This is a genomic window from Janthinobacterium darwini, from assembly GCF_051380905.1.
In the GTDB taxonomy this organism is placed as follows: Bacteria; Pseudomonadota; Gammaproteobacteria; order Burkholderiales; family Burkholderiaceae_D; genus Janthinobacterium.
Genome location: NZ_JBNYXX010000001.1, coordinates 1894370 through 1919630 on the forward strand (window position 1 = coordinate 1894370; position 25261 = coordinate 1919630).

General features: G+C 66.1%; 19 protein-coding genes. 2 read left to right on the forward strand and 17 right to left on the reverse strand.

Annotated features, from left to right (window positions below; translation table 11 throughout):
* Positions 1-42 precede the first annotated feature (42 nt).
* Positions 43-1188, reverse strand: coding sequence for an acyltransferase family protein (locus ACQ4WZ_RS08835; protein ID WP_436573134.1), 1146 nt, complete (start codon positions 1186-1188; stop codon positions 43-45).
* Between the two features lie 260 nt (positions 1189-1448).
* On the opposite strand from ACQ4WZ_RS08835, the gene ACQ4WZ_RS08840 reads away from it, so the two are divergent.
* On the forward strand, positions 1449-2954 hold the full coding sequence (locus tag ACQ4WZ_RS08840) for a DASS family sodium-coupled anion symporter (protein ID WP_436573135.1): 1506 nt from the start codon (positions 1449-1451) through the stop codon (positions 2952-2954).
* Between the two features lie 4 nt (positions 2955-2958).
* On the opposite strand, the gene ACQ4WZ_RS08845 is transcribed toward ACQ4WZ_RS08840, so the two are convergent.
* The 4 genes from ACQ4WZ_RS08845 to ACQ4WZ_RS08860 all read right to left on the reverse strand — a co-directional run bounded on the left by ACQ4WZ_RS08845 (position 2959) and on the right by ACQ4WZ_RS08860 (position 7775).
* Positions 2959-3411 carry a hypothetical protein gene (locus ACQ4WZ_RS08845; protein WP_436573136.1) on the reverse strand — a complete coding sequence of 151 codons (453 nt, stop codon included), beginning with the start codon at positions 3409-3411 and terminating at the stop codon, positions 2959-2961.
* A 427-nt stretch (positions 3412-3838) separates the two neighbouring features.
* The gene (locus ACQ4WZ_RS08850) at positions 3839-5770 is read right to left on the reverse strand and encodes an FTR1 family protein (RefSeq protein ID WP_436573137.1); all 1932 of its coding nucleotides are present in this window, start codon (positions 5768-5770) and stop codon (positions 3839-3841) included.
* A 168-nt stretch (positions 5771-5938) separates the two neighbouring features.
* A complete protein-coding gene (locus ACQ4WZ_RS08855; RefSeq protein ID WP_101481319.1) occupies positions 5939-6655 on the reverse strand; it encodes a hypothetical protein in 717 nt (238 codons plus the stop codon).
* Between the two features lie 82 nt (positions 6656-6737).
* Positions 6738-7775, reverse strand: coding sequence for a zinc-dependent alcohol dehydrogenase (locus tag ACQ4WZ_RS08860; protein WP_436573138.1), 1038 nt, complete (start codon positions 7773-7775; stop codon positions 6738-6740).
* 330 nt (positions 7776-8105) lie between these two features.
* Between ACQ4WZ_RS08860 and ACQ4WZ_RS08865 the strand changes: the two genes are divergently transcribed.
* On the forward strand, positions 8106-8282 hold the full coding sequence (locus ACQ4WZ_RS08865) for a hypothetical protein (RefSeq protein WP_436573139.1): 177 nt from the start codon (positions 8106-8108) through the stop codon (positions 8280-8282).
* A 74-nt stretch (positions 8283-8356) separates the two neighbouring features.
* Here the strand turns inward: ACQ4WZ_RS08865 and ACQ4WZ_RS08870 are convergent, their stop codons facing one another.
* From ACQ4WZ_RS08870 to ACQ4WZ_RS08925, 12 genes are read right to left on the reverse strand one after another with little or no spacing between them, the layout of a single operon-like run.
* Positions 8357-10789, reverse strand: coding sequence for a glycosyltransferase (locus tag ACQ4WZ_RS08870; protein ID WP_436573140.1), 2433 nt, complete (start codon positions 10787-10789; stop codon positions 8357-8359).
* Entirely contained in the window at positions 10786-12012 is a 1227-nt protein-coding gene (locus ACQ4WZ_RS08875) for a TIGR04063 family PEP-CTERM/XrtA system glycosyltransferase (protein WP_436573141.1), read from the reverse strand. The genes ACQ4WZ_RS08870 and ACQ4WZ_RS08875 overlap by 4 nt, the downstream gene beginning before the upstream one ends.
* Positions 12013-12015: 3 nt before the next feature.
* Positions 12016-13977 carry an XrtA/PEP-CTERM system amidotransferase gene (locus ACQ4WZ_RS08880; RefSeq protein WP_436573142.1) on the reverse strand — a complete coding sequence of 654 codons (1962 nt, stop codon included), beginning with the start codon at positions 13975-13977 and terminating at the stop codon, positions 12016-12018.
* Entirely contained in the window at positions 13952-15190 is a 1239-nt protein-coding gene (locus tag ACQ4WZ_RS08885; RefSeq protein ID WP_436573143.1) for a TIGR03088 family PEP-CTERM/XrtA system glycosyltransferase, read from the reverse strand. The genes ACQ4WZ_RS08880 and ACQ4WZ_RS08885 overlap by 26 nt, the downstream gene beginning before the upstream one ends.
* The gene (xrtA, locus tag ACQ4WZ_RS08890) at positions 15180-16793 is read right to left on the reverse strand and encodes an exosortase A (protein WP_436573144.1); all 1614 of its coding nucleotides are present in this window, start codon (positions 16791-16793) and stop codon (positions 15180-15182) included. The genes ACQ4WZ_RS08885 and xrtA overlap by 11 nt, the downstream gene beginning before the upstream one ends.
* Positions 16790-18091, reverse strand: a complete 1302-nt coding sequence (locus tag ACQ4WZ_RS08895) for a TIGR03087 family PEP-CTERM/XrtA system glycosyltransferase (RefSeq protein ID WP_436573145.1) — start codon at positions 18089-18091, stop codon at positions 16790-16792. The genes xrtA and ACQ4WZ_RS08895 overlap by 4 nt, the downstream gene beginning before the upstream one ends.
* A 15-nt stretch (positions 18092-18106) precedes the next feature.
* Positions 18107-19198, reverse strand: coding sequence for a FemAB family XrtA/PEP-CTERM system-associated protein (locus tag ACQ4WZ_RS08900; protein ID WP_436573873.1), 1092 nt, complete (start codon positions 19196-19198; stop codon positions 18107-18109).
* Complete coding sequence (locus tag ACQ4WZ_RS08905; RefSeq protein ID WP_436573146.1) at positions 19198-20049, reverse strand: XrtA system polysaccharide deacetylase; 852 nt, start codon at positions 20047-20049, stop codon at positions 19198-19200. Before ACQ4WZ_RS08905 ends, ACQ4WZ_RS08900 begins: the two co-directional genes overlap by 1 nt.
* Positions 20046-21206, reverse strand: coding sequence for a non-hydrolyzing UDP-N-acetylglucosamine 2-epimerase (gene wecB, locus ACQ4WZ_RS08910; protein ID WP_436573147.1), 1161 nt, complete (start codon positions 21204-21206; stop codon positions 20046-20048). The genes ACQ4WZ_RS08905 and wecB overlap by 4 nt, the downstream gene beginning before the upstream one ends.
* A gap of 12 nt (positions 21207-21218) precedes the next feature.
* Complete coding sequence (locus tag ACQ4WZ_RS08915; protein ID WP_436573148.1) at positions 21219-22754, reverse strand: TIGR03016 family PEP-CTERM system-associated outer membrane protein; 1536 nt, start codon at positions 22752-22754, stop codon at positions 21219-21221.
* Positions 22738-23604, reverse strand: coding sequence for an XrtA-associated tyrosine autokinase (locus tag ACQ4WZ_RS08920; RefSeq protein WP_436573149.1), 867 nt, complete (start codon positions 23602-23604; stop codon positions 22738-22740). Before ACQ4WZ_RS08920 ends, ACQ4WZ_RS08915 begins: the two co-directional genes overlap by 17 nt.
* A gap of 20 nt (positions 23605-23624) precedes the next feature.
* A complete protein-coding gene (locus tag ACQ4WZ_RS08925) occupies positions 23625-25154 on the reverse strand; it encodes an XrtA system polysaccharide chain length determinant (protein WP_101481308.1) in 1530 nt (509 codons plus the stop codon).
* Between the last annotated feature and the right edge of the window lie 107 nt (positions 25155-25261).

Consider the following 25261-nt stretch of genomic DNA (forward strand, 5'->3'; position numbering starts at 1 on the left):
AACGCACGACCGGCATGCGGTCTCTTGACCTGGCTCACTTTTTCAAGGCGCCGCTCCAGGGCTGCCCCCCGCGCGTGCAGGCGCGGCCGTGGCGGCGCTCCGGAAGCGCCGGCGCAGGGCGGTATTGGCCGGTTCGGACACGCAGCGGGCGACGAGGGCGGCCGCCAGTGCGGTCGCAGCCAGGAAGAGCGCCAGCCACGGCAGGCGCTCCGAGTAGCCCAGGCCCGCCTTGTCGACGACATTGCGCATGGCGGCCAGCACGATGATATGGAACAAGTACAGCTCATAGCTGTGCCGTCCCAGCCATTGCAGCGGGCCTGGGCGGCCTTGGCTGGCTGCCTGGCCCGCCGTGGCGCCCACGATGAAGGCGGCGCTGGCCAGCGCGATCGCGCTGAAACCAAAGACTTCATGGCCGCCAATGCCGCGCACGTACAGGACCGCCAGGGCCAGGCCCGCTGTCCAGCGCAAGCGTTGTCCGGCACGCGCGCCCGGCCGCCAATGCTGTGTCAACAGTGCCGTCAGGCAGCCGATGGCGATGGCGTCGAAACAGGCAAGGTAGCCGTACATGAAGTCAATCTCATTATCCGCGTGCAAGCTGCGGTAGACGGGGCCGGCCACGATGGCAGCGCCGCACAGCAGCATGATCCAGTGGCGCTGGCGCAGCAAGCGGCACGACAGCGGCAGCAGCAGATAAAACATTTCCTCGACCGATAGCGACCAGTAGACGTTCAGGCAGTAATTGAAATAGCCGGCGCTTTGCATCAGCACGTTGTGCCAGAAGGTCAGCACCGAAGCGATGGCGATGACGAAATAGCTGGCTGGCAAGTCCTTGCCGCCGTCCGAATTGGCAAAGAAGGGCACGTCCAGCACGCCCAGCAGCACGATGAGGGACAGGGCCAGCAGCAGAGAGGGCAGCAGGCGGGGAATGCGGTAGAGATAAAACGCGGCCAGGTCTATGCGCGCCAGGTCGCCCCAGCGGCGTAGCGAGGTCGAGGTGATCAGGTAGCCGGAAATAACGAAGAAGATGGTCACGCCGTAATTGCCCTGGTAGGCGGCGCCCAGCAGCCAGCCCGGCAAGGCGGAGAGCGGGCTGTTCTTCAGGCCGTAGGCCAGCGCGAAGTGCAGCAGCAGCACGCACAGGATGGCCGCGCCCCGCAAGGCGTCGATATGATGGTTGCGTGCTTGCAATGGCTTCCTCGTAGGCTTAGGCGACATGAGGGGCGATTATGCGACATATGTCGCTCGCAGGTCAACGATTTTGCAATTGGCGGGAACGGCGCGCCGAATGGAGCCGGGGACGGGCACGCGTTGCGTGTATGATATTGCCGAACAGAATTGTTGGGCATCTGTCATCGTTGAAGGTGCGTTTTTTCTGCGCGCCAGCCCAAGACTCTGCGCGCACCATGCCGCTTGCCACGATGCCTGACCCACAGCGAAAGGTAATAAAGATGTATAAAACAGTGCGCGACATGTTCCTGCATTTCAAGGAAGCCGTCCCATTCCGCCTCGTCCCCGCCCTGATTTGCACGGCCTTGCTGGTGAGCATGCTATTGCTGCCGGCGCCCGATGGCTTGACGCCCAAGGCCTGGGGCCTGGTGGCAATCTTCCTCACCACCATCCTGGCGATCATCCTGAAAGTCATGCCGATTGGCGTGATGGCCATGATGGCCATCGTCATCGTGTCATTGTCACAAGTAACGTCGACCTCGTCCAAAGGCGCCATCACGGATGCGCTCAGCAGTTTCTCGAATCCGTTGATCTGGCTGATCGTGGTGGCGATTTTGATTTCGCGCGGCCTGAAAAAGACGGGGCTGGGCAGCCGCATCGGTCTGCTGTTCATTTCCCTGCTGGGCAAGCGCACCATGGGCATCGGCTACGGCCTGGCCATTTGCGAACTGGTGCTGGCGCCCTTTACGCCAAGTAACACCGCACGCGGTGGCGGCATCGTCCACCCCGTCATGAAATCGATCGCCAACGCCTTCGATTCGGACCCTGCCAAGGGCACGGAAGGTAAAGTGGGCACGTATCTGGCCCTCGTGAACTACCACGCCAACCCGATTACCTCGGCCATGTTCCTGACAGCCACGGCGCCCAATCCGCTGGTGGTCGATTTCGTGGCCAAGGCCAGCGGCCAGAGTTTTCATCTGACGTGGACCACCTGGGCCCTGTGCATGCTGTTGCCGGGCCTCGTCTGCCTGCTGGTGATGCCCTTGATTATCTACTGGCTGTCGCCGCCGGAACTGAAAGCCACGCCGGACGCCGTCACTTACGCCAAGGCGGAATTGAAGAGCATGGGTCCCTTGTCGCCGTCGGAAAAAGTCATGCTGGGCACCTTTGCCCTGCTGCTGTTGCTGTGGGCGAACGTGCCCGCCATGCTGTTCGGCCCCGCGTTTGCACTCGATGCGACGGTGGTAGCCTTTGTCGGCTTGTTCGTGTTGATTATCACGGGCACCATCGACTGGGACGACGTGCTGTCGGAGAAGAGCGCCTGGGATACCCTCGTGTGGTTCGGCGCGCTCGTCATGATGGCCGAGCAATTGAACAAGACGGGCGTGATTGCCTGGTTCTCGGCCGGCATGAAGGCCGCCATCGTCGCCAGCGGCATGGATTCGCTGCCGATCGCCGCCGTCCTGGTGCTGGTGTTTGTCTTTTCGCATTACTTCTTTGCCAGCACGACGGCCCACATCAGCGCCATGCTGCTGGCCTTCCTGACGGTGGGCCTGCACCTGATTCCCGCCGAATACCACGTGCCGTTCATGCTGATGATGACGGCCGGCTCGGCCATCATGATGACCCTGACCCACTACGCGACGGGCACATCGCCCATCATCTTCGGCAGCGGCTTCGTGACGATGGGCAACTGGTGGCGGGTCGGCTTCATCATGTGCGTGGTGGAACTGCTGATCTTTGCCATTGTCGGCACGACGTGGTGGAAGGTGCTTGGCTACTGGTAAGGTATTACAGCTGGCGCGCCAGCTGTTGCATTGCCGCCAGGCAGTGCGCCAGCTCGCCGCCAACGGTACGCTTCCACAGGACGGCCGCCTGCGACCAGGCTTTCTTCTCCAGCAAGTCCTTGAGCTGCATCTGCAGATCGCCCGGCAAGCCGCCAAACTGGCGCAGTTCCAGCGAGCGGGGCTGGCCGTGGCGGCCCGCCGGATCCAGTTCTTCCAGCGCATCATGCAGGCTGCCGGGCAGGTGCGGTGCGCCGGCCTCATCCACATACCCCAGTTGCACGTCGGGCGCTGCCTCGACGTCATAGCCGAGGTCGCGGCAAGGCTCGTCGATCAGCTGGGCGATATTGTAGATCGTTAAGACCTGCGCGGAACGCACGACGTCCGTCAGGTCATGCACGTCGACGCCGGCGTCCAGCAGGCGTTGCAGGGGAGTTGATGAAGGGAAATCCTGACGCACCCAGTTCGCACCAGCGTGCTATCCACTGCGGCTTCGGCAAGCTGTCATCGACGACATCGGCCCACAGGCCGCGCAGCAGCAACTGCTGCAGCAGGGGGCCATCGGTGCAAAAACACCCATTCAGGCACCCAAAGAATGGCAGCAATAGACGCCAGATCTATTCGTAAAGCGCCTTTACGATCAAACGGGACTGGACAGCTATGGACGATTTCTTGAATGTGGCTGATGGCCAGCAGCGGCAAAGATGCCAAGATGGTCGTGACCAGCGATTTTCCTGTTGCAGGCCAGCGCTGTTGTCGGATGAAAGTCGTCAGGCGAAATGTCGCGTCTAGCGGCTGCAATGAAAAATCCCCCAATGGCTGGCTGCAGCGATTGGGGGATGGTGGAAACGCCCGTGCCGGCGCGTTTCAAGGGGCGAGTGTCAAGCTCAGGCCAGCTTGCGTCTGCCTGCGGACACGCGGTTCCAGCCGTAGCCGGCGATGATGATGGCCACGATGGCCGCTTGCGCCAGCAGCGTTTCCAGGGTCGGCAGGATGCCCAGCAGGTCGATGCGCATGAAATCGACGGGGGTGACGCCGACCCAGCCCGCTTCCTGCAGCGCGGCCACGCCTTTACCCATCAGTATTACGGCCAGCACGGCCACGAAGGCGGACGTCCACGAGAAGAACTTGCCGATCGGCATGCGGGCGCTGGTGCGCAGCAAGGCCCAGGCGATCACGACCAGCAGCACGATGGCCACCAGGAAGCCTCCCAGCAGGGCGCCGCCATTGCCGTCCGCCGCCAGGGCGGAATAGAACAGCACAGTTTCAAAGACTTCGCGGTAGACGGCGATGAAGGCCAGAGCGAACAGGCCCCAGGCAGAGCGCCGGCTCATCGCTGCCGTGAGTTTCTCATGCAGGTATTCCTGCCAGCGTCCGGCGCTGCTCTTCTGGTGCATCCACAAGCCCACGCTGAGCAGGACCAGGGCAGCAAACACGGAACCGAGTCCTTCGCTCACTTCCCGGCTGGCGCCGCTGATGGTGACCAGATACGTTGCCGCCACCCAGGTCAGGCCGCCCGCCACCAGCGCGCTGATCCAGCCGCCATGCACATACGGCAGCACGTCGTTGCGCTTGGCCTTGCGCAGGAAGGCGATAATGCCGATCACGATCAGCAGCGCTTCCACGCCTTCGCGCAGCAAGATCGTCAGGGCGCCGATAAAGGTCGTCATCGGCTCCGCCTTGGCGTCCCCCAGTTCCGCTTCCACGTGGCTAAACAGTTGCTGCAGCTTTTCACCCGCCGCCTCGGCATCGGCCACCGTGCCCTTGGCAACGGCGGAACGGTAGGCCAGCATGGCGTTTTCCACGGCCAGCAGCAAGGACTTGTTGCGTGCACCGACCATCGGCTCGATCGGCTCGAAACCGTCCAGGTAGGCCGACAGGCCCAGGCGCGTGGCGGCCGCTCGGTCGCCTGCGTGCACGGCGGCCAGGCTTTCTTCCAGGCGCAAGCGCGACAGGGCCAGGCCCGCCGGCTTGTGCGCCTCGGCCTTGCCAGGGGTGCTGCGCAAGTACGCCGTCAAGGCTTGCGCTTCGTCCGCACCCAGCTTGGCGGCCGCCGCTTCTTGCGTCAGGGTCGTCACGGCGGCCAGGTCGGTGTACAGGTTTTTACTGCGCGGATCGTCCCGCCACAGCTTTTCGCCGCGCGCGCGCGCCGCCGCATCGTGCGACATGCCACCGACAAAGAAGGCCAGGTCCCAGCGCTCATTTTCGGACAGCTGGCCAAAACTGGCCATCGAAGTGCCCGCCACGCCTTGCGAAATGACTTGGTACAGCGCCATCAGGCTGCGCGACTGCGCCCGTTCGCCATCCGTGAAGGCGATCGGTTTCGGCTCCAGGCTGGCCGCCAGCGGACCGTCGCCACCACCGGCCACGCCATGGCAAGAAGCGCACTGGGCCGCATACAGGGCCGCGCCGCGCGCCAGATTGGGCAGCACTTTGGGCGCCACGGGAATCGGGTAGGCGGCAATCAGCAAACCATTCGCGTGGTGCGCCAGGCGCTTGACTTCCGCGCCATCGGCCTTGGCCACGACGGCTTTGCGCAGGTCGGCGATGGCGGCGGCGATGGCCGCCTGCGAAGCGTGAGCTGGCAGGGCAGCGATCTGCGTCGTCGCATTGTCGGTAAAATCGAGCATTTCCGCGTATTCGGCCTCGCTGACCACCTTGCCGTGTTCGACGGCACCGCTGTAATCGACAGCAACATAGTCTATCAATTGCCACAATTGCTTGGCACCGGCACCAGGATCGGCCACTTGCGCCTGCGCGCCAGCGGCCAGCAACAGGCTGGCGGCCACGAGCGGATAGCATGCGAGCCACTTTTTCATTTTAATGAACATGATTCTCATTCTCATTTCTTGTTAACCCGGCGACTATAGGACAGACCGTGCAGGGTGTCAACGGCGCACGGCTGCGCCTGGGCACAAACAGCGCTGCCTTGGTCAATATCCTTGATCAGGGCAGCGTGCCGGGAAGATGAGTGAGGTGGAGCGGGGCTATTGCTTCGATGCCGGTTTCGCGTACAGGCCTCTGGCCAGGCTGCTGTCTGTCTCGTCCACTTGCAGCCCGCCTTTGACGATACGCAAGGCCAGCTTCTGGAATGCCTGACCCCTGAGCCACTGTGGGTCGGTGACGGCGAAGGCGGCGATGCGTTCCTGTGCGCGCCCGGACGGCACGGCCAGCCATTGATAGTCGGCCTTTGATCCCTGGCGGCGCAAGCCGGCGCGCACCCAGCGTTCCGACGCTGGCATACGGACGATGGCGTCGCCGTTCGCGATGCTCACAGCCGTGGCCGTCTTACCGCTTTGCGCTTCGAACTTCACTTCCACGCCAGCCATCGGCCCCAGCCGGGGAAAACCGACGATGGCCACCCACAATCCCGCTTCGGCCGGTTTCTGGATGCGCATTTCCGATTCCTCGAACACGCGGAACTGCGGCTCCTTGTCGCCGTTTCCTGCCACCAGGGTCAGCGTGTCCCCGGCAACGCGCCACTCGCCGCTGGCTTGCTGGTCGGTATTGCCGTAACTGAGCATCCATTCGAAGGTGCCGTCCTTTTTCAGCAGCAGTTCGGAGCCCGTTTCCATGACACCTTGCAGGTAATAGTGTCCGGGCAGGGAGGGCGCGGCCTGATCGGCCGCGCTGGCAGCAAGCGGCCAGGCGAGGGCGGCGCAGGCCAGCAGGGAAGAGAGGGAGGAAAAGCGGGAGGTTTTCATCGGTGTGTCCTTTATGATATGCCATCATAGCAACGGCAATTCCTTGCCGTCGCACAGATACACCGCTTGGCCTGAGTACTGATCAGTTGCTGCTGAAATCGAGCACCACGCGCGAGGCAACCTTGCCATGCTCGAGGCGGCTGAAGATCTCATTGATGGCCGACAGCGGCTGCAATTCGATCCCGGCCTTGACCTTGCCGGTGGCGGCAAAGGCAAGCGCCTCGGCCATGTCCTGGCGCGTGCCCACAAAAGAGCCACGTATCGTCACGCAATTGGCGACGACGTCGAACAGCGGCGTCGGGAAGTCGCCTGGCGGCAAGCCCACCAGCACGCAGGTGCCGCGCTTGCGCGTCATCGCCACGCCTTGCTGGAAGGCATCGATCGATGGCGCGGTGATCAGCACGCCGTGGGCGCCGCCACCGGTCGCTTCGCGCAGGGCCGCGACGGGATCGCCCTGACGGGCATTGATGGTCACTTCGGCACCGAGGGCGCGCGCGTGTTCCAGCTTGCCTTCATCGATGTCGACGGCCGCCACGCGCAAGCCCATGGCCACCGCATACTCGATGGCCAGGTGGCCCAGTCCGCCGATGCCGGACACGGCCAGCCACTGGCCCGGCCGCGCGCCCGTTTCCTTGATGCCTTTGTAACTGGTCACGCCGGCGCAGATGATGGGCGCCGCCTGCACGGCGGACAGCCCGGCCGGAATATGCGCAACGTAGCGCGGGTCGGCCAGGATGTATTCGGCAAAGCCGCCATTCTTGGTGTAGCCGCCGAACTGCGCCTCGGCGCACACGGTTTCCCAGGCTGCCAGGCAATGTTCGCAATGGCCGCAAGCCGAGTAGAGCCAGGGCACGCCGACCCTGTCGCCCAGCTGCACTTCGGTCACGCCAGTACCCATGGCCACCACCCGGCCGATACCTTCGTGGCCAGGAATGAACGGCGGTGTAGGCTTGACGGGCCAGTCGCCGCGCGCCGCATGCAGGTCCGTGTGGCACACGCCGCAAGCTTCCGTCTTGACCAGGATCTGGCCGGGGCCGGGAACCGGCACGGGAACGTCGCGCAGCACCAGGGGCTGACCCAGTTGCTCGACAACTGCGGCTTTCATGGTAGTGGGGGTCATGTTATTCCTTATGAAGTTAGTCATGCATAGCGCAGGGCGCGGGTGCTGGGCTGACGTGTTGTGCTTGGTCAGTCAGGCGCACTGCCATGGTCTGATCAACAGACCCTTGCGAATGCTCATATTCTGCTGCACACAGTTCAAAAAATGATTGATCTACATCAATGTATCAGCGCACGTTAGACATATCGCGAACTTCAGTGCCACCACGCTTCCCCAAGCAGCCCAGCGCTGCATAAGCAGGCTTTTTTGTCTGGTGCCGGACATTGCATCCGTGCGCTGCGTGCGATGAGGATCGTCGCATGGGCAGACAGTAACAAGGAGATAAGAGACGTGACCCTTGCGCTTCCTCCGCTGGCGTTCCGCATGCAGCGCAGCGAGTTCGTCTGGTATGTGTTGTTAGGCTTTTCCTCATCGCCGGCAATTCATGCTGCCTTTTCTTTTTTCGCCGGCTGGCACGAGTACATGCCATTCTGGCATATCCCCTTCCTCTGGGACTTGGGCGGCTAAGCCCCCGGGCGGGCGGATCCGATTCATCGTGCCATTGCGTCCGCGCTGGCCGTACGGCACTGCAGGCCGCCCACCTAAGCCACCTCGCTCACCACATAGCGGTACTTGCCCGACGCTTCCGCCTTGATTTCGTCGACTTCTTCGATGGCGATGTCCACTTGCGAGCCCAGTCTGGCCTGGAAACCGCTCACGATGGCGCTGCGCGTGGCGTCATCCAGGCGCGCCACGCAGACCAGCAGCACGCGCGTGCGCAGCAGGCTTTCCTGGATGATTTTAAAACTTTGCACTTGCGGCAGTTCGCGCACGATGTAGACGAGGGCCAGGCCGTGCATGACGGTACCATCGACGGCCGTGATGAAATCCGTGCTGCGGCCTTCGATCTTTTGCAGCAGGGGCAAGCCGCGGCCGCAGGCGCAAGGCTGCGTGCCCAGCGCGCCCACGTCGCCCGTGGCGTAGCGGATGAAGGGGTAGTCCTGCGTGGCCAAATGGGTGACGACGATTTCGCCCGTGGTCCCTGGCGGCAGCGGCTGGCCATTGCCATCGACAATTTCCACGATGATGTCTTCGGCCGTGATGTGCATGCCGCCGTCCGGGCATTCGTGCGCGATGAAACCCGCGTCGCGCCCGCCGTAGCCGTTGGCCACAGGGCAGCCGAAGGCGGCGGCGATCTGCGCGCGCTGCTCGTCATACAGGCGTTCGGCCGTGACGAACGCCACTTTCACGCCCAGGCCGTCGAGCGGCAGCGCGCGCGCGCCAGCGTGGCTGGCGATGCGGCACAGGGCGGACGGGTAGCCGAACAGCATGCGCGGACGCCATCGGCGCAGCCGCCGCACGTAGCCATCGAGGCGCGCGGGCGACATGGCAAACGCGGGCAGCAGGGTGGTGCGCAGCAGCCCGTCGCGCAGGCTGCGCAGGCGGTCTTGCGCCTGCAGCTCGATGGGGGAACCCCACAAGACGGCTTCGCGGTCGCCGATGTCGACGCCCCACCAGCGCGTGGCGCGCCACTTGGCGGCGATGTCGTGGCTGATCCTGCGCCGTCCCAGGAAAAACTGCAGCGGTTCACCGCTGGAGCCGCCCGTGGCAAACGGGCGCAAGCCCACGGCGCGGGCGGACTTGAAGCTGTCGCGCGCACTCGCAATGTCAACCTTGCGCAGCAGCGGCAAACGAGACAAATCGGCCAGTTTCCGTACCTGTTCCGGGTCGAAGCCGCTGCTGGAAAACAGCGCCCGGTAGTAGAGCACGTGCTCGCCGGCGTGGCGCAGCAGCGCGCGCAGGCGCGCCAGCTGCCACTCCTGCAGCTGCTGGGCGCTCCACCACTGCGAGCGTTCCAGGCGGCGCAGCAGGCGTACGCTGTGGTGGCCCTTGAGCCATTCATGCAGGGGAAATAGCCAGCGGGCGACGCAGCGCGTGTAGGCACCCGGGCGCGGCGCTGCACGGATGCGGCGGTAATGCCCGGCCAGGCAGGGCGCGATGCCGGGCCAGCCGAAAGTGGCGGCGTGCGCCAGGCCCGCGTCTGCCAGCGCCTGTGCGCGCGGCGGGTCGCGCAGCAGCGCCACGATGGCCTGCGCCATGGCGGCCGGATCGCCGGGCGGCACCAGCAACGCCGTCACGCCGTCCTGTAGCAGGGAGGGGATGCCGCCCACATTGGTGCTGACGACCGGCACGCCGCAGGCCAGCGCTTCGAGCACGGAAATGGGCATGTTGTCGGCCAGGCTGGGGTTGAGGACGATGTCGCTGGCCTGGTACAGCGCAGGCATGGCGGCGTTGTCGACAGGTCCGGCGAAGCGCACGGCGTCCTTCACGCCGAGCGACCTGGCCAGGCACGCCAGCGCAGCGCGCTGCGGCCCGCCGCCTGCCAGCACAAGGCGCGCCTTGGGAAAGGCCAGTCGCACGAGGGCAAAGGCGCGCACGGCGCTGGCGTTGTCGTACAGGTGTTCCAGGTGGCGCGCCACGAGGATGCACGGATCTTCGGCGCGCGTGCGCGGCGGCGCCGGCGTAAAGCGCTGCAAGTCCACCACGTTCGGCACGATGTGGGCCGTGTGACCATACTGCTCGAAGATGCCGGCCAGGTAGGCCGAGGGCACGACGATGGCGCAGACGCGGCGCAGGCTGAACGCCACCAGGCGCGGCGAACGGGCAAAAAAGGCGGCCGCTTCGCCGCCCCGGTAATTGAGCAGGGCCGGCTTGCCTTTCAGGCTGGCGATCCATAATGCCGGTGCCGCATGCAGATGCCAGGACCAGCCGGAATTGGCCATGATGTGGAACAGGTCGACCGTACTGGCCGTGCGCCACAGGCGCCACAGGTACACGGGCAGGCGCAGCGCCGCGCGCAGGTAGCGGATGCGCGCCAGCCAGGGTGGTAGTGCGGGGCCGTTGACGGCCAGCAGCTGCACATGCGCGCCATTCTCGCGCAGCAGCCGCGCCAGCTGCTGCGTTTGATTGGCCATGCCGCCGGTCGGCGGCGGCAGCGGGCCGACCAGGGCGATGCGCAGGCCCGTGAAGATCATGGCGCCGCTCCCGCCGCCATGCGTGCCGCCGCTACGCGCGCATACACGGGCGCGTAGCGGCCCACGCTGGCGCTCCAGCTGCGCTCCGTCTCGACAAACGCGCGCGCCTGGCGCCGCAACGCCGGCCAACTGGCGGGCGCCAGCAGCAGGGCCAGTATGGCCTGCGCCAGCGCCTCGACGTCGCCAGCGCGAAACAGCATGCCCGTCTTGCCGTGTTCGACCAGTTCGCGGTGGCCGCCCACGTCGGACGCCACCACGAGACGGCCCAGGGCCATCGCTTCGAGCGGCTTCAAGGGCGTCACCAGTTCCGTGAGGCGCATGGGCAGGCGCGGATACACGCAGATGTCGACCAACTGATAATAAGAGGCCACCTGCGCATGCGGCACTCTGCCCGCGAAGACCACGGCGTGGTCTGTGCCCAATTGCGCCGCCAGCGCGCGCAGCGCCGCTTCCTGCGGGCCGCCGCCGGCCAGCAGCAGCCGAAGCGCCGGCTGCGCTGCCAGCAGGCGCGGCATGGCGCGCAGCAGCAGCGCCAATCCCTCGTAGGCATAGAAAGAGCCGATGAAGCCGATGACACGACAGCCATCCAGACCCAGACTGTGCACCAGCGCGGGATCGGCGACGGCATCGAAGGCCGCGGCGTCGACGGCGTTCGGGATGACCGTGATTTTATGCGCGGGCACGCCGCGCGCGCACAGTTCACGCCGCAAGCCGTCGCAGATGGTGGTGATGGCGTCGGCGCGGTGCAGCGCATAACTTTCCAGTGCGCGCGTGAGCCGGTAGCGCAAGCCGCCGGGCCGGCTGCTGCCATGGTCGGCGGCCGCGTCTTCCCAGAAGGCGCGCACTTCATATACGACGGGGATGCCCAGCGCGCGGCCCGCGTTGAGGGCGGCGATGGCGTTCAGGGCCGGCGAATGCGCATGCAGGATATCCGGCCTGGCTTGCCGCGCCAGCTGGCGCAGGCGCACGGCCAGGCCGATGATGACGGCCACCTGCCGCAGCACGGGCAGGCGCGCCCACCACCGTGCATTCGGCGCCGTGCGGTAGAAATGCCAGCCGTCGACCAGCTGCTGCTGCGCACCGTCGGACGGTCCCTGCTTGGCACTGGTGAGCTGCATGGTGAACCAGCCCAGCGCGCGCTGTTGCCGCAGGATGGCCAGGGTGCGGAAGGTGTAGCCGCTGTGCAGGGGCAGCGAGTGGTCGAGGATGTGCAGGATGCGCATGGATTAGCCTGGGACGGTGGCTGCTACCGGGACGGCTGGGGTCTGACCCGACGGGTCAGACCCCGTTGCAACCTGGCGCAGGAAGGCTTCGAACATCAGCAGCGCCCAGAGGGCTGCACTGTAGTCGCGCCGCCCGCTCGCATGCTGCTCGAGCAGCAGGCGCACGTAGTCCATGTCGAACAGCCCGCACTGCGCCAGGGTGGGACCCAGCAGGCGCTGTTGCAGGCGCTGGCGCAGCGGGCCGCGCAGCCAGTGGGCCAGCGGGATCGAAAAACCCATCTTCTGGCGGTACAGCAGCGCGTCTGGCAGGAGCGGGCGCAAGGCTTTTTTCAGCAGGTATTTGCCTACGCCGCGCCGCAGCTTGAACTGCGGCGGCAAGCCGGACATCCACGCTACCAGTTCATGGTCCAGCAGGGGCGAACGCACTTCCAGCGCATGCGCCATGCTGGCCCGGTCCACCTTGGTCAGGATGTCGCCGGGCAGGTAAGTTTTCAAGTCGAGATACTGCACTTGCGCCAGCGGATCTTGCGCGGGGCTGGCCAGCGCGTGCCGGCGCAGTACTTCCACGGCGCGGTAGCCGTGCAGGCTGCGCCGCAGCTCGGGACTGAACAAACGCGCGCGCATGGCGTCGCCCAGCAGGCTGACGCCGTGAAAATACGCGTCCGTCGTGTCGCGCGCCAGGCCCTCGAAGGTGGTCTTGGCGCGCAGGAAGCGGGGCGCCCAGTCGGCCTTCGGATACAGCCGCCCCAGGGTGCCGAACAGCGACTGGCGCAGGCCGGCAGGCAGCAAGGGGGCCATCGCCTTGCGCACTTTGTCCTCGCGCGTGTGCAGGCGGTAGCGCCGATAGCCGGCCAGGCTTTCATCGCCGCCGTCGCCCGACAGGGCCACCGTGACGCGCTGGCGCGCCAGCTGGCAGACGCGGTAGGTGGGCATGGCGGAACTGTCGGCGAACGGTTCGTCGTACAGCCTAGCCAGCAGGTCGATCAGCTCGAAGTCGTCCTGCTCCACCTGGCGCGCATGATGCGCCGTGGCGTAGCGGCGCGCCACCAGGTCGGCGTAGTGCGCCTCGTTGTATGCCGGGTCGCCGAACGAGATGGAGCAGGTGTTGACGGGCGTGGCGCTCGCGCCGGCCATCAACGCCACGACGGCGCTGGAATCGACGCCGCCCGACAAAAAGGCCCCCAGCGGCACTTCGGCCACCATGCGGATGCGCACCGCTTCACGCAGGCGCGCCAGCAGTTCGTCGGCAGCCTGCGCCTCGCTGACGGGCGGATTCGGCGTGAATGGAATGTCCCAGTACGCTTGCGGCGCGGGCAGCGGCTGGCCCGCGCGGAGGAAGAGGGTATGGCCGGGTGGCAGCTTGCGCGCGTGCTGAAAGATGCTGCGCGGCTCGGGCACGTAGCCGTAGGCAAAATACTCTTCCACGGCCAGCGGGTCGAGTGCGCGCGGCATGGCCGGATGCGCGAGCAGGGCTTTGAGTTCGGAGCCGAACAGCAGGGTGCCGTCCTGCGCCTCGCCGTAATACAGGGGCTTCACGCCGAGGCGATCGCGCGCCAGGAACAGCAGATGGCGGCGGCGGTCCCACAGGGCGAAGGCGAACATGCCGCGCAGGCGCTGCACGCATTGCTCGCCCCATTGTTCCCAGGCGTGGACGATGACTTCCGTGTCGCTGCTGGTGCGAAACTGATGGCCGAACTGGCGCAGTTCGGCCATCAGGCTGCGGTAATTATAGATTTCGCCGTTGAAGACGATGGCGATGCTGCGGTCGGCGTTGAACAGCGGCTGCTGGCCGCTGGCCAGGTCGATCACGGACAATCGCCGGTGCGCAAGGCCCAGTCCCGGCTCGCGGTGCAGCCCCCCTTCGTCCGGCCCACGGTGGCGCAGGCTGTGGTTCATGCGCGCCAGCAGCAGCACGTCGATGTCGCGCTGGCCCTGCAAGTCAAAGATGCCGCTGATGCCGCACATGGGAGGCCTTTAAGGGAGTGGTGGACAGGGGAGAGGGCTGGTGCGCGCCCGTCAAGCGGTCGTACACGGCCAGGTAGGCGCCGGCCATGGCGGGCAGGCTGTGCTCGGCCAGCACCTGGCGCCGCCCGCGCGCACCGTGGCGCGGGCCCAGTTCCGGCATGCTGTAGTAGTCGAGCATGGCGTCGGCCAGCATCTCGGGCGAACCGGGCGGTACCAGGGTGCCGCTCCAGCCCGACTGCAACAGTTCCGCGTTGCCGCCCACCTGGGTGGCGACGATGGGCAGACCCGTCGCCATCGCTTCGAGGATGGTGTTCGAGCTGCCTTCGGCCAGCGACGGCAGGACGAACAGATCCATGGCGCGCAGCAGTTGCGCCACGTCGTCGCGCGCGCCGGGCAGCCAGGCAAGATGGGCCACGCCGGCCTGCTGCAGCAGGGTCATGCATGTTTGGCGGCACGGTCCGTCGCCGGCGATGATCAGGCGCAGGCGCGCGTGGGCGCCCGGTTGCGCCAGGAGCAGCAAGAACGCTTGCACCAGCGATGCATGGTCCTTGACGGCCGCCATGCGGCCCACGCTGCCGATGACGAAGGCGCCGTTGCACAGGAAACCGGGCGGGCCCACGGCGGCGGGCGGCCCCAGGCGTGGATGGAATTGCACGCTGTCGACGCCATTGCCGATGTGCGAAACCTGCGTGGGAACCGCGCCGATGGTCTCCACCAGCCATTGCCCCAAGTCGGCGCTGACGGCAATGAAGTGCTGCACCAGTGGCAGCATGCATTGGCGCAGCAGCAGGTATTTGCGGCGCGTGCCGTACAAGTCGCTCATGTCGCGCCCGTGTTCGCCATGCACGCGCAGGCGCACGCCGGCCAGGCAGGCCAGCAGTTGCGCCTCGAGGCAGCACAGGTTGCGCGTATGCACGAGTGCCGGGCGCAGCTGTTTCAGAACGCGGTACAGCCGCAGGTAGTGGCGCCAGTCCTTGCCCTCGCGCTTGTCCAGGCTGATGACATCGACACCCGGCGTGGTCAGGCGCTGGCGAAACGCGGTGGCGTTCTTCAGGCAGACGATGGTGTGCCGGTAGCGTTCAGGCGGCAGATGGTTGATCAGGTTGACCAGGCCGTTTTCCAGCCCGCCCACGTCGAGCTGGTGGATCACGTGCACGATCAGGGGGGCGGCGCCGGCCACGTGGGTGCCGCCGGTATCGAGGTCAGGGGCCATGCGGCAGCTCCTGCAAGCGTCGTTCGATGACGGGCATTGCTGCCCGCAGGAAGGTTTGCAGGCGTGCGCGCGGTGGCGGCGCCAGCTCGTCGTAGGCGGCAGAGACGATGATGTCGGCGCCATCCTGTCGCCTGCCCAGCAGCTTGGCTTGCGCCAGCAGTAGTTTCACCAGCACGGGCCGGGCCGTGACGACGCCGCCCTGGCGGTAGACGCGCCACACCAACAGTCGTTCACCGCCGTGCCCCAGCACGCTTTCGCGCACGGCCAGGGCGCCGCTGGCCAGGGTGACGTCTTGCACGCGCTGCGCCAGCGCCAACCAGCGCGCGCCGTATGGCGAGGATAGGTGCGTCAGCAGTTCGGCATCGCGCATCTGGCGCGCATACCAGCGCAATTGCAGCCTCACCTGCGCGCCGTCGCCAGTCTGGCGCGCATAGGTGGCGGCGAACCGCGCGGGCGCGCCCGCATACGGCGCCTGCCAGATCAGCCCGTCCGACGCCGCGTCGTGCAAGCGCCGCCAGGCAGGCGGGTCGGGTAAGGACAGCACAACGGGGGAACCTGGCGCCTTGGCGCCGTCGTGGCGATGGCTGGCCAGGGCCAGCGCCGGCCACAGCGCCGCCAGCAGCAGGCAGGCCACGCTCGCGCGGATGGTGGCGCGCATGCCGGGCACGCCAGCGCCGGGGTACACGGGCAGGGTGGGGGGGAGTGCGGCGCGCGCTGGCGGCAATTCGCGCCAGCGCGCGGCCAGCCAGAACAGCAGCACCACCACCACGCCGAAAAACAGCCAGCCATAGATCAGGTGGTCGACGCCCACGGCCAGGCGCATATTGCTCAGGTGACCCAGCATCACGATCAGGTAGGCGCGCACGCCATTGGCGAGGATGGGTATGAGCAGGGCGGCGGCCATGACGGCCAGGCGCCGCCGCGTGCTATGAAAGTGCACGTGGGCGTACAGGGCGCCCAGGGCCAGTGCGGCGATCAGGTAGCGCAAGCCGCTGCACGCTTCGACCACCGACCAGTTGCCGGTAGGCAACGAAAAATTACTACCATCGCGAAATACGGGTACACCCGTCCATTGCAGGGCGGTTACCGTAAAGGCGGCCGTGAAGTCGATCAGGGGTGCCAGGAAGACTTCGCCAAACGGCACGGCGAGAAACAGGTACGCCAGCGGGAAGGCCAGCAGGCGCACGGCCGGCCGGCCGAGGATGGCCAGCACGCAGGCGGGCAGCATGGCCGTGGCGGCATATTGTTCCACCACGGGCACGTTGGCGGCGTCGGCCAGCAGCCAGGCCAGGCCCAGCGCCCCCAGTAGCAGCAAGCCTTGCCGCGACGGCTGGGGCACCAGCGCAGCCAGGCGGGTGCGCTGGCGCCAGGCCAGCCAGCAACTGATGGGTACGATCAGGAAACCGTGCGCGAAGGTCTGCGAGCGCGACCACAATTCCACCATCGACCAGAAAGTGGCGTGGTACAGCAGCACGACGGCGGCCAGGGCCAGCGGCAGGGCAGCCAGGGCGGCCTGGCGCCGGCCCTGGCCCTGGCCATGAAGCCCATGCGGCAGGACGGCCGCGTCCGGCATGGGGGCGACCTGGTCGAGTTGCAAACTCATGTGGATGGTACCCCCACGGGCGGCGTCGGCGCGGCGGCGGTGCTGGCTCCCGCTCCGGCTTCGGCCTTGGCCTCGGCAGGCAGGCCCAGCATGGCGCCCAAGCTGCGCAAATTGCGTTCCCAGTCGTAATCCTGCAAGACCAGCTGGCGCGCCGCCGCGCCGATGGCCGCGCCGCTCCCTTCGGCCGTGCCGCCATGGGCGTTGCGCAGCACGCGCGCGGCATGGTGGATGAATTCGGCGTCGTCGCGCGCCAGCAGCAGTTCCAGGCCCGGCTGGGCGGCGATACCTTCCAGTGCCTGCGGCGTGGCCAGCACGATCTTGCCCATCGCCATCGCTTCCAGCAACTTGTTCTGCACGCCCCGGGCGATGCGCAGGGGCGCCACGGCCAGCGCCGCGCCGGCCAGATAGGGCCGGATGTCGGGCACCTTGCCCGTCACCACCACGCCGGCCACCCTGGCCAGCGCCGTCACGGCGGGCACGGGCGCGCTGCCGACGATATAGAACTGCAACTGGGGAAACTGGCGCCGCAGCGCGGGCCAGACGTGGCGCACGAACCATTGCACGGCGTCGATGTTCGGCCAGTAATCCATGGCGCCCGTAAACACCAGCGCCTGCACGCCGGGTGGATACACGCCGGGCTGGGCCGGCATGGGCGCGAAATACGCCGTGTCGACGCCATTATTGACATGGCCCGTCTTGCGCCGCGCCATCGGCGCGCACTGGCGGAACAGGGCCGCTTCGGCCGGCGAGACGAAGCTGGCGGCCGTGAACTGCTGGGCGATATGGCGCTCGTACTGCAGCAGCAGCTGTGCTTCGCGCCGGTACAGCAGTGACATGGGCCAGGGCTTGCTGTCGCCGTACTGCCGCCATTTATCGGAATCGACATCGACGAAATCGATCACGCGGTGCAGGGCGCGACCCGCGCTGCCGTCGATGTATTGCGCCATGGGTCCGGAAAAGGCCAGCGCGTGTTGCACATTGCCGCCCGATAGCAGGCCATCGACCCATTGCCGCAGGCGCGCATCGCGGTAGTAATGCACGCTCATGGCTTGCCGCGACAGTAGCGCCTGCATGGCGCGCCAGCGGGCCGCGCCGCGCCGCAAGCCGATGAAGCGCGTGCTGGCGCACAGGGCGGCCACGGTCTTCGCATGCTGCCAGTCGTCGTCATCGTCGATGAAACAGCCCAGGTGCACGCGGAAATGCCGGCTCAGGTACTGCAGCATGTGCCACGAGCGTATCTTGTCGCCCTTGTTGGGCGGATACGGCAGGCGGTGGGCGAGTAATAGAAGTTCGCGCATAGTGTGTCCAGTTGCTTAGCCCAGCTGCCGCACGATGTGCGGCCCCAGCAGATTGGCCAGTGGTAGCGGCAGGTGGCGCCAGGCGCGAATGAACAGTGCGTACCTGGGATTGAGCGGATTCACTTCCGGCAAGGCCTTGGCACGCACGAGCTGGTAGGCGTATGGCAAGGGCTGCGGCGTAAAGCCCCAGTTCTTCTTGAAGTCGTATGCACCGGTACCCAGCTTGCTGCGGCCGAAATCGAACAGGTGGCAGCCGCGTTCGCAGGCGCGGCGCATCGTTTCCCAGTACATGAAGTCGTTGGCACCCGTGCTGCGCGCCAGCGGCGTGCCGCCGCCGTAATAAGGCAGCACTTCATCGCGGAAATAGAAAAGCAGCACACTGGCCTGCGCCTGCTGGCCGTGACACACGGTGAGGATGTCGCAATCGGTGCCGAAGACCGTGCGCAGCAGGGCGAAATGGCGGCGCGCGAAGACGGGCGTGCCCAGCCGGTGCACGCTGGCCGCGTAGATCGGGTAGAAATGGCTGAGGTCATGCTCGATGCTGCTGTGCAGGCCGGCCGACATGGCCTTGCGTACGACGGCGCGCTGCTTGCGCGGTATCGCCAGCAGATTCTGCTCGGCATCCACGCGCAGGGGGCGGCGGAAGGTGGCGTACAGGGGTTTCTGCAGCCAGCATGCATCGGCGCTTTCCGGCGCATTTTCCGCCACCTCGCGCCAGCGGTATTCCAGGTGCCCCACGCCGTGACGCCGCGCCAGTGCCTGCGCCGCGTCGTCGAGGGCCAGCCGCACGGCCGGGCTGCCGCCGGCGATGCCGCCGTACACGCAAAACGGCAGCGAGACGAGGGACGTGCCGAACAAGCGGCTGCGCACATGGGCCAGCGGCAGCACGCCGGCGATGCGCCCGTCCTGTTCCGCGTACAGGAAATGGCTGTCGTGTCCGAAGCCTTGCTCCATGATGGTTTTCCAGCCTGCCCGGTGAAAGAAGGTGGCGTCGGGACAGGCGTCGACAAAGGCATCCCAGCGCGCATGCTCATGCGCCTGCAGCGAGCGCACGGCAATGGCAGCGCTGGACGGCGCCGGGTCGGGAGGACGGCTGCCTTCGTGCATCATGTGCCTTCCAGAAAAATACGGTCCATGCGGTCCCAGGCGAAGTCGCCCGTCAGGCGCGCCAGCCGCGCTTCCATGCGCCCCAGGTTCAGGTAGTGGCGAAAGCGCGTCTTCGCGCTCAGGCCGGGTGGGCGCGGCTGGCCGGGATCGAGTTCCCAGGGATGAAAATAGAATATGCCAGCTTGCCCGTCGCGCGAATTGATGCGTCGCAAAAGCCAGCGCGACAGTCCATACGGCATCAAGCGAAAATAGCCGCCGCCGCCGGCCGGTACGTTGCGCCCGTGCAGGCGCACGGTGCTGACAGGCAATTCCAGTACGCCTTGCGGCCCCCGCGGACGCCAGGCGAAGCGGGGAGCATCTGGCATGCCGTAGTGGTCGTGGCGGATCGGGTAGATGCTGGAACTGTAGCGGTAGCCCGCTTCCAGCAGCACGTCGAAGGCCCACAGATTGGCCGCGCCGATGGAAAAGCTGGGCGCCCGGTAGCCGTGCACGGCCAGCCCCGTCAATTGTTCCAGGATGGTCTTGCTGCGGCGTACATCGTCGTTGAACTGCGCGGCCGACTGCTCGCAGGCGCGCAGGTGCGCATAGCCGTGGCTGGCCACTTCATGCCCGGCGGCGGCCACGCGGCGCAGCATGGCCGGGTAGCGCTCGGCGATCCAGCCTAATGTAAAAAAGGTGGCGTGGATGCGGCGCTCTTCCAGCAGCAGCAGGATGCGCTCGATATTCGCCTCGACCCGGCATTCCAGGTGCGGCCAGTCGGCGCGCGCGATATGTGGCGCGAAGGCGGACACCTGGAAATAATCTTCCACGTCGATGGTCAGGGCGTTACGTAGTATGGCTGGCGGCGTCATGGCGGTCCCCGGCGCACCGCCAGCCAGGGCGCGATGACGGCGGCGATGCGCGTGGCTGCGTGGCCATCCCACAGGGGGGGAATGCGGCCACGCTTACCGCCCGTCTCCAGGATGGCGCGCGCCAGCGCCATGATGGCGGCCGGGTCCGTGCCGGCCAGGGTGTTCGTGCCGTCGCTGACCGTGACGGGCCGCTCCGTACTGGCGCGCAGGGTCAGACAGGGCACGCCCAAGGCCGTGCTTTCTTCCTGGATGCCGCCCGAATCGGTCAGCACCAGGCGCGCGCCCTGCATCAGGCCCAGCATTTCCAGGTAGCCCAACGGCGGCAGGCAGACGATGGCTTGCCGCGCCAGCAACGCTTCCAGGCCCGCCAGGCGCAAGCTGGCCCGGGTGCGCGGGTGGATGGGAAACAGCAGCGGCAGCTGTCGCGCCAGTTGCCCCAGCGCCTGCAGCAGTGCTTCCAGCCGCACTGCGTCATCCACGTTCGATGGCCGGTGCAGGGTCAACAGGCCATACGCGGGCGGGCAGGCGTGGCCGTGCGCGCGCAGGGTGGTGGCGGGCTTGACTGCGCGCGGCAGTTGCTGCCGCAGGCTGTCGATCATGACGTTGCCCGTGAAGTGGATGCGTTCGGGGGCTATGCCTTCGCGCAGCAGGTTGGCGCGCGCGCCTTCCTCGCTGGTCAGCAGCAAGTCGGACAACTGGTCCGTCAGCACGCGGTTGATTTCCTCGGGCATGTGCCGGTCACCGCTGCGCAAGCCCGCCTCCACATGGATCACGGGCGTGCCGCGCTTGGCCGCCACCAGCGCGCACGCCAGGGTGGAATTGACGTCGCCCACCACCAGCACGGCGTCGGGCGCCAGCGGCGGATGGGCGTCGAGCACGGCATCGAAGCGGCGCATGATCTCGGCCGTCTGCTGCGCGTGATTGCCGGAGCTGACGTCGAGGGCGATGTCGGGCGCGCGCATTTCCAGGTCGGCAAACAGTTGTCCGTTCATGGTAGTGTCGTAATGTTGGCCAGTATGCAACAAGGTCACGCGCACGGCAGGCGCCTGGCGCGCCAGGGCGGCCAGGATGGGCGCCATTTTCATGAGATTGGGGCGCGCGGCCACCACGCACAGCAGGTGCGCGGGCGCGCCGGATGAAAGGGCAGGGTCGGACATGCTGCAGCCTCCTTAGAATTGCATGGTGAGCGTGGCGCTGACGCCGTTTTCGCGGTAGTCGCCGCCCCGGTTGCTGGTGTGCCGCACGTGCCGCACGTCGATGCTGGCCGTCATGTTCGGCTGCAGGATGCGCGTATAGCCCGCCGTCACGGTGATGTTGTTGTCGCGCCGCGGCACGCTCAGCGAGCGCACGCTGGCGTAACCGGCATCGACATTCACGCTGCTGCGCGAACTGGCTTGCCAGCTCCAGCCCAGATTGCCGCCGACCTGGCGCATGCGGTCTTCGCTGCCGAATGTCATGCCAGGCAGTAAGGCGCTGTCGATGCCGCTGGCCGTTTGCGCCGTGCGGTCGACGGCCGTGACGCCGACGACCATCGCGCTTTTCGCCGTGGCGCGCGCCATCGTCAGTTGCAGCTGTTTTTGCAGGAAATAGCGGTGACTGAAGTAATTGATGGCGCCCCGTTCCGGCCCCAGCTTGTTGGCGTAGCGCAGGAAGGCAGCGATGCGCAAGCGCCTGTCACGCGCATTGGGAAGGATTGCGCGCCATAATTGATCGAGCAACTGGCCCGCGTCGCGGTCGCCCAGGCGCGCAAACTGCGTTGGCAGGGTGGTGATGTTTTCGCTGTAACTCAGTTGCCAGTTGGTATGGCGCTGCAGGAGCGTGGCATCGAGGCTGTAGGTGTTGCCAAAAAAGCGCTTGCCCGTGCTGAAGGCCAGGCTGGTGCGCGGCGACGGCGTCCACACGCCGCCCAGCGACCAGAAACGGCCTTCCGGCGCCTTGCCGGTGCTCGACATATAGCCTTCCTTTTCCGTGCCGCCGCTGGCCGTGGCCGCCCATTTTCTGCCGAACGGATAGCGCAGGCCCACGCTGCTGCGCTGCATGCGCACGGGCGCCAGCTTGCTGTCCTGCGTGCGGCGCACGTCGTGGCTGGCGTTCCAGGTCCAGCCCTGGCTGCGCGGCTCGCCGCCGAGCAGCAATTCCAGCTCGTCGCTGTGTACGGACAGCAGGTCGCCGCCGCTGTCGACCGAATTGCGCGTGTAGCGCAGTTCGGCTGTGGCCAGGCCACGGAAGCGGTGGCGCAGGTAGGGGCTGATGCCGGTGGTGCGCACCGTGCTGGCATTGTCCGTGTCCGGAAGATCGGCTATCAGTTGCTGGCCGAATGGCGAGATGTTGCGCCGACTCACGCTGGCGTTGGCATCGATGAAGAACCAGTCCTGCACCAGTTCGGCGTCGGCCGCAGCGCGCAAGTCGTGGTCTTCGCTATTGCCGCGCTGCCCCGAGAGGGATTTGTGCCAGCTGTAATCGAGGTCCACGCGCAGGCGAGGGCCCGTGCCGATGAGGGCGATGGCGGGTGCGATTTCCGTGATGTAATCCGATTGCGCCTTGCCGGGCGGCGCGCGCAGCGCATTGTCCGTATAACTGACACGCTGGCGCAGCGAGGGTTGCACCAGCCAGTCGACAGCCAAGGCCGGCACGGGCAGCAGCAGGGACAGCAAGGGCAGCAGCGGCATCGCCGGCGGCGTGCGGCGGCTAGTCGTAATAGCCATAGCCGTAGTAGTCGTTGCCGGGAAACGATTTGGTCTTGTTATAGATTAAATGGATGTGTTCGCACGATTCGATCTGGCGCAGCGCTTCCTTGACGGCGTGCTGGGTCGTCGTTTCCGCCTCGACCACCATCACCACCTGGCCCATCTGTCCCACGAGCGCGTGCGCTTCGCTGGTGATCAAGAGGGGCGGCGAATCGAAGACGACGACGCGGTCGGCGTAGCGGCTGGCGATCTCGGCCAGCAGCCGGCTCATGGCCCGGCTGGCCAGTAACTCCGTCGCATGCTTGTTGCTGCGCCCGGCAGGCAGGATGCTCAGGTTGGCCACGTTGGTTTTCAGGATCACGTCCGCCATGGCCAGCTGCGGGTCGAGCAGCACGTCCATCAGCCCCGGCTCGGGCGACAGGCCCAGCACTTTCAGCACGGACGGGCGCGCCACGTCGGCATCGACCAGCAGCACCGTGATATCCATTTCCATGGCGATGCTCATGGCCAGGTTGACGGCGCAATACGTTTTGCCTTCGCCTGGCATGGCGCTGGTGACGACGATCAGGTTGCCGTGGCGGATGGCCTCGGCGCCGCTGGCGCGCGCCTGGCGCAGCAGCGGGCGCTTGATGATGCGGAAGTCTTCGGCCACCGAACTGCGCCCGCCTTCCAGCGTGAGCATGCCTTGCTCCGCCAGCCTGGCCAGGTTCAGGGCGCGGTACTGGGGGTTGCTGGCCGCCGCCAGGGTGTCCGCGCTGTCGGCGCCATCGGCGTTGTCCGCTGCGTACGGCATGGGGGTTTCCGCCACGCCCGGGATGAGGCCATCCTGCCTGCCGCTGTCCTTGCTGATGCACTCCTTGCTGGTCATCGTCGCTCCCGTGGCGTGGTCTAGAATTTGAGCAGGGCGGCCGTCATGACCCCGCTGTACAGCAAAAACAGGCTGCCCAGACAGGCGGTAAATCCATAGCGGGCGCGGCGACGGCGCACCTGCTGCAGCGGCGTCCAGTTCATCGATACCGTACCCAGCACGTTCAAGCCCGTGGCATCGCGCAGTTCGGCGGGGCTGAGGAAGGTGGGGCGCACCTGGCTGATCAAGAGGGCCGTGGCGATGCCGGCCACCAGGGCTGCGCCCAGCGCCGCGCTGAACAGCAGCGGACGGTTCGGGCCGACGGGCGCATATTGCACCGTGGGCGGATCGATGATCTTGAAGGCCATCATCTCGGTGGTGGAACTGAGTTCGCCCGACAGCTTGGCCGCTTCGCGCCGGCCAATCAGCTTTTCATAGTTTTCCTTGTTGATGATGTAGTCGCGGTTCAGTTGCGCCAGCTGCGATTCCACCTCGGGCACGGCATTGCTTTGCGCCAGCAGGCGCTCATTGCGCGCCTTGTATTCCTGCACGCGGGCGCGGATGGCGGCCACCTTGGCGTCCGCGTCCGTCAGCGCCACCTTCAGCTGCTGCAGCATTGGACTGTAGTTCTTGCCCGGGTCGCCTGACGCCGTTTTCAGCTTGCTTTCCTCGACCTTGCGCTCTTCCAGCTGGGCAATGAGGCGCTTCGAGGCGATGATGTCGGGGTGCAACTCCGTAAATTGCATGCGCAGGCTGTCCAGATTCTTGTTGAGCGAGGCGATGCGCTCGTCGAGTTCCGGGTTCGTGATGGCCGACGCGTTCGGCTCCAGGTCGAGCACGGGCTCGTCGCCCTCGATCTGGCTCAGGATGGCCTTGCGCGATTGCTCCGCCTCGAGCAATTCCAGCTTCGCATTGTTCAGACTATCGGACGACATCTGCAACTGGCTGCCATAGTCGATGCCCTGGCGCGGCAGCAGCAGATTGTTGCGGATCTTGAATTCCTTCATCAGGTTTTCCGCCGCGCTCAGCTTGTCCTCGTAATTCTTGATCTGCTCGTCGATGAATTGCACGGCTTTCTGCGAATCGCCTTTTTTTCCCTGGAAACTGCCTTCGACAAAGATGGTCAGCAGGCTTTGCACCACGTCGCGCACCAGCTTCGGGTCGCGTCCGCTGTAGCTGATGGTGTAGATATCGTAGGCGTTGGTGCCGGTGATCTTGATGCGGCTCATCAGCTCATCGAGCCGGGCTTCATGTTCGCGCACGGTCTTCGAATCGAGATCGAGGTCGACCATGCGCATGACGCGCTCCACGTTCGGGCGGCTGAGCAGGGTGCGGCTCATGATGGCCACCTGCTGCTCCGTGTTCGGCACGCTGGTCATGCCGGCCAGCAGCGGCTTGAGGATGGTTTGCGTATCGACAAACACGCGCGCCGACGTCTGGAAGTCGTCGGGTAGCGTAATCACCCTGATGAAGCTGCCGATCGCCACCAGCCATGCCACCAGCACTGCATGCCAGCGGTATTTCCAGATGCCCTTCAGGCTGGAAAGCAGTTGCTGTATCAATTGCTCCATGTCGCTTCCTTCAGGTGACGGTGCTGCACGGTCGATGGCTGGGCGGCGCGGACAACGGCGTCTTGCAAGGAATGCTTGCCTGTTGAGTAAGCAAAGTATAGAGCGCC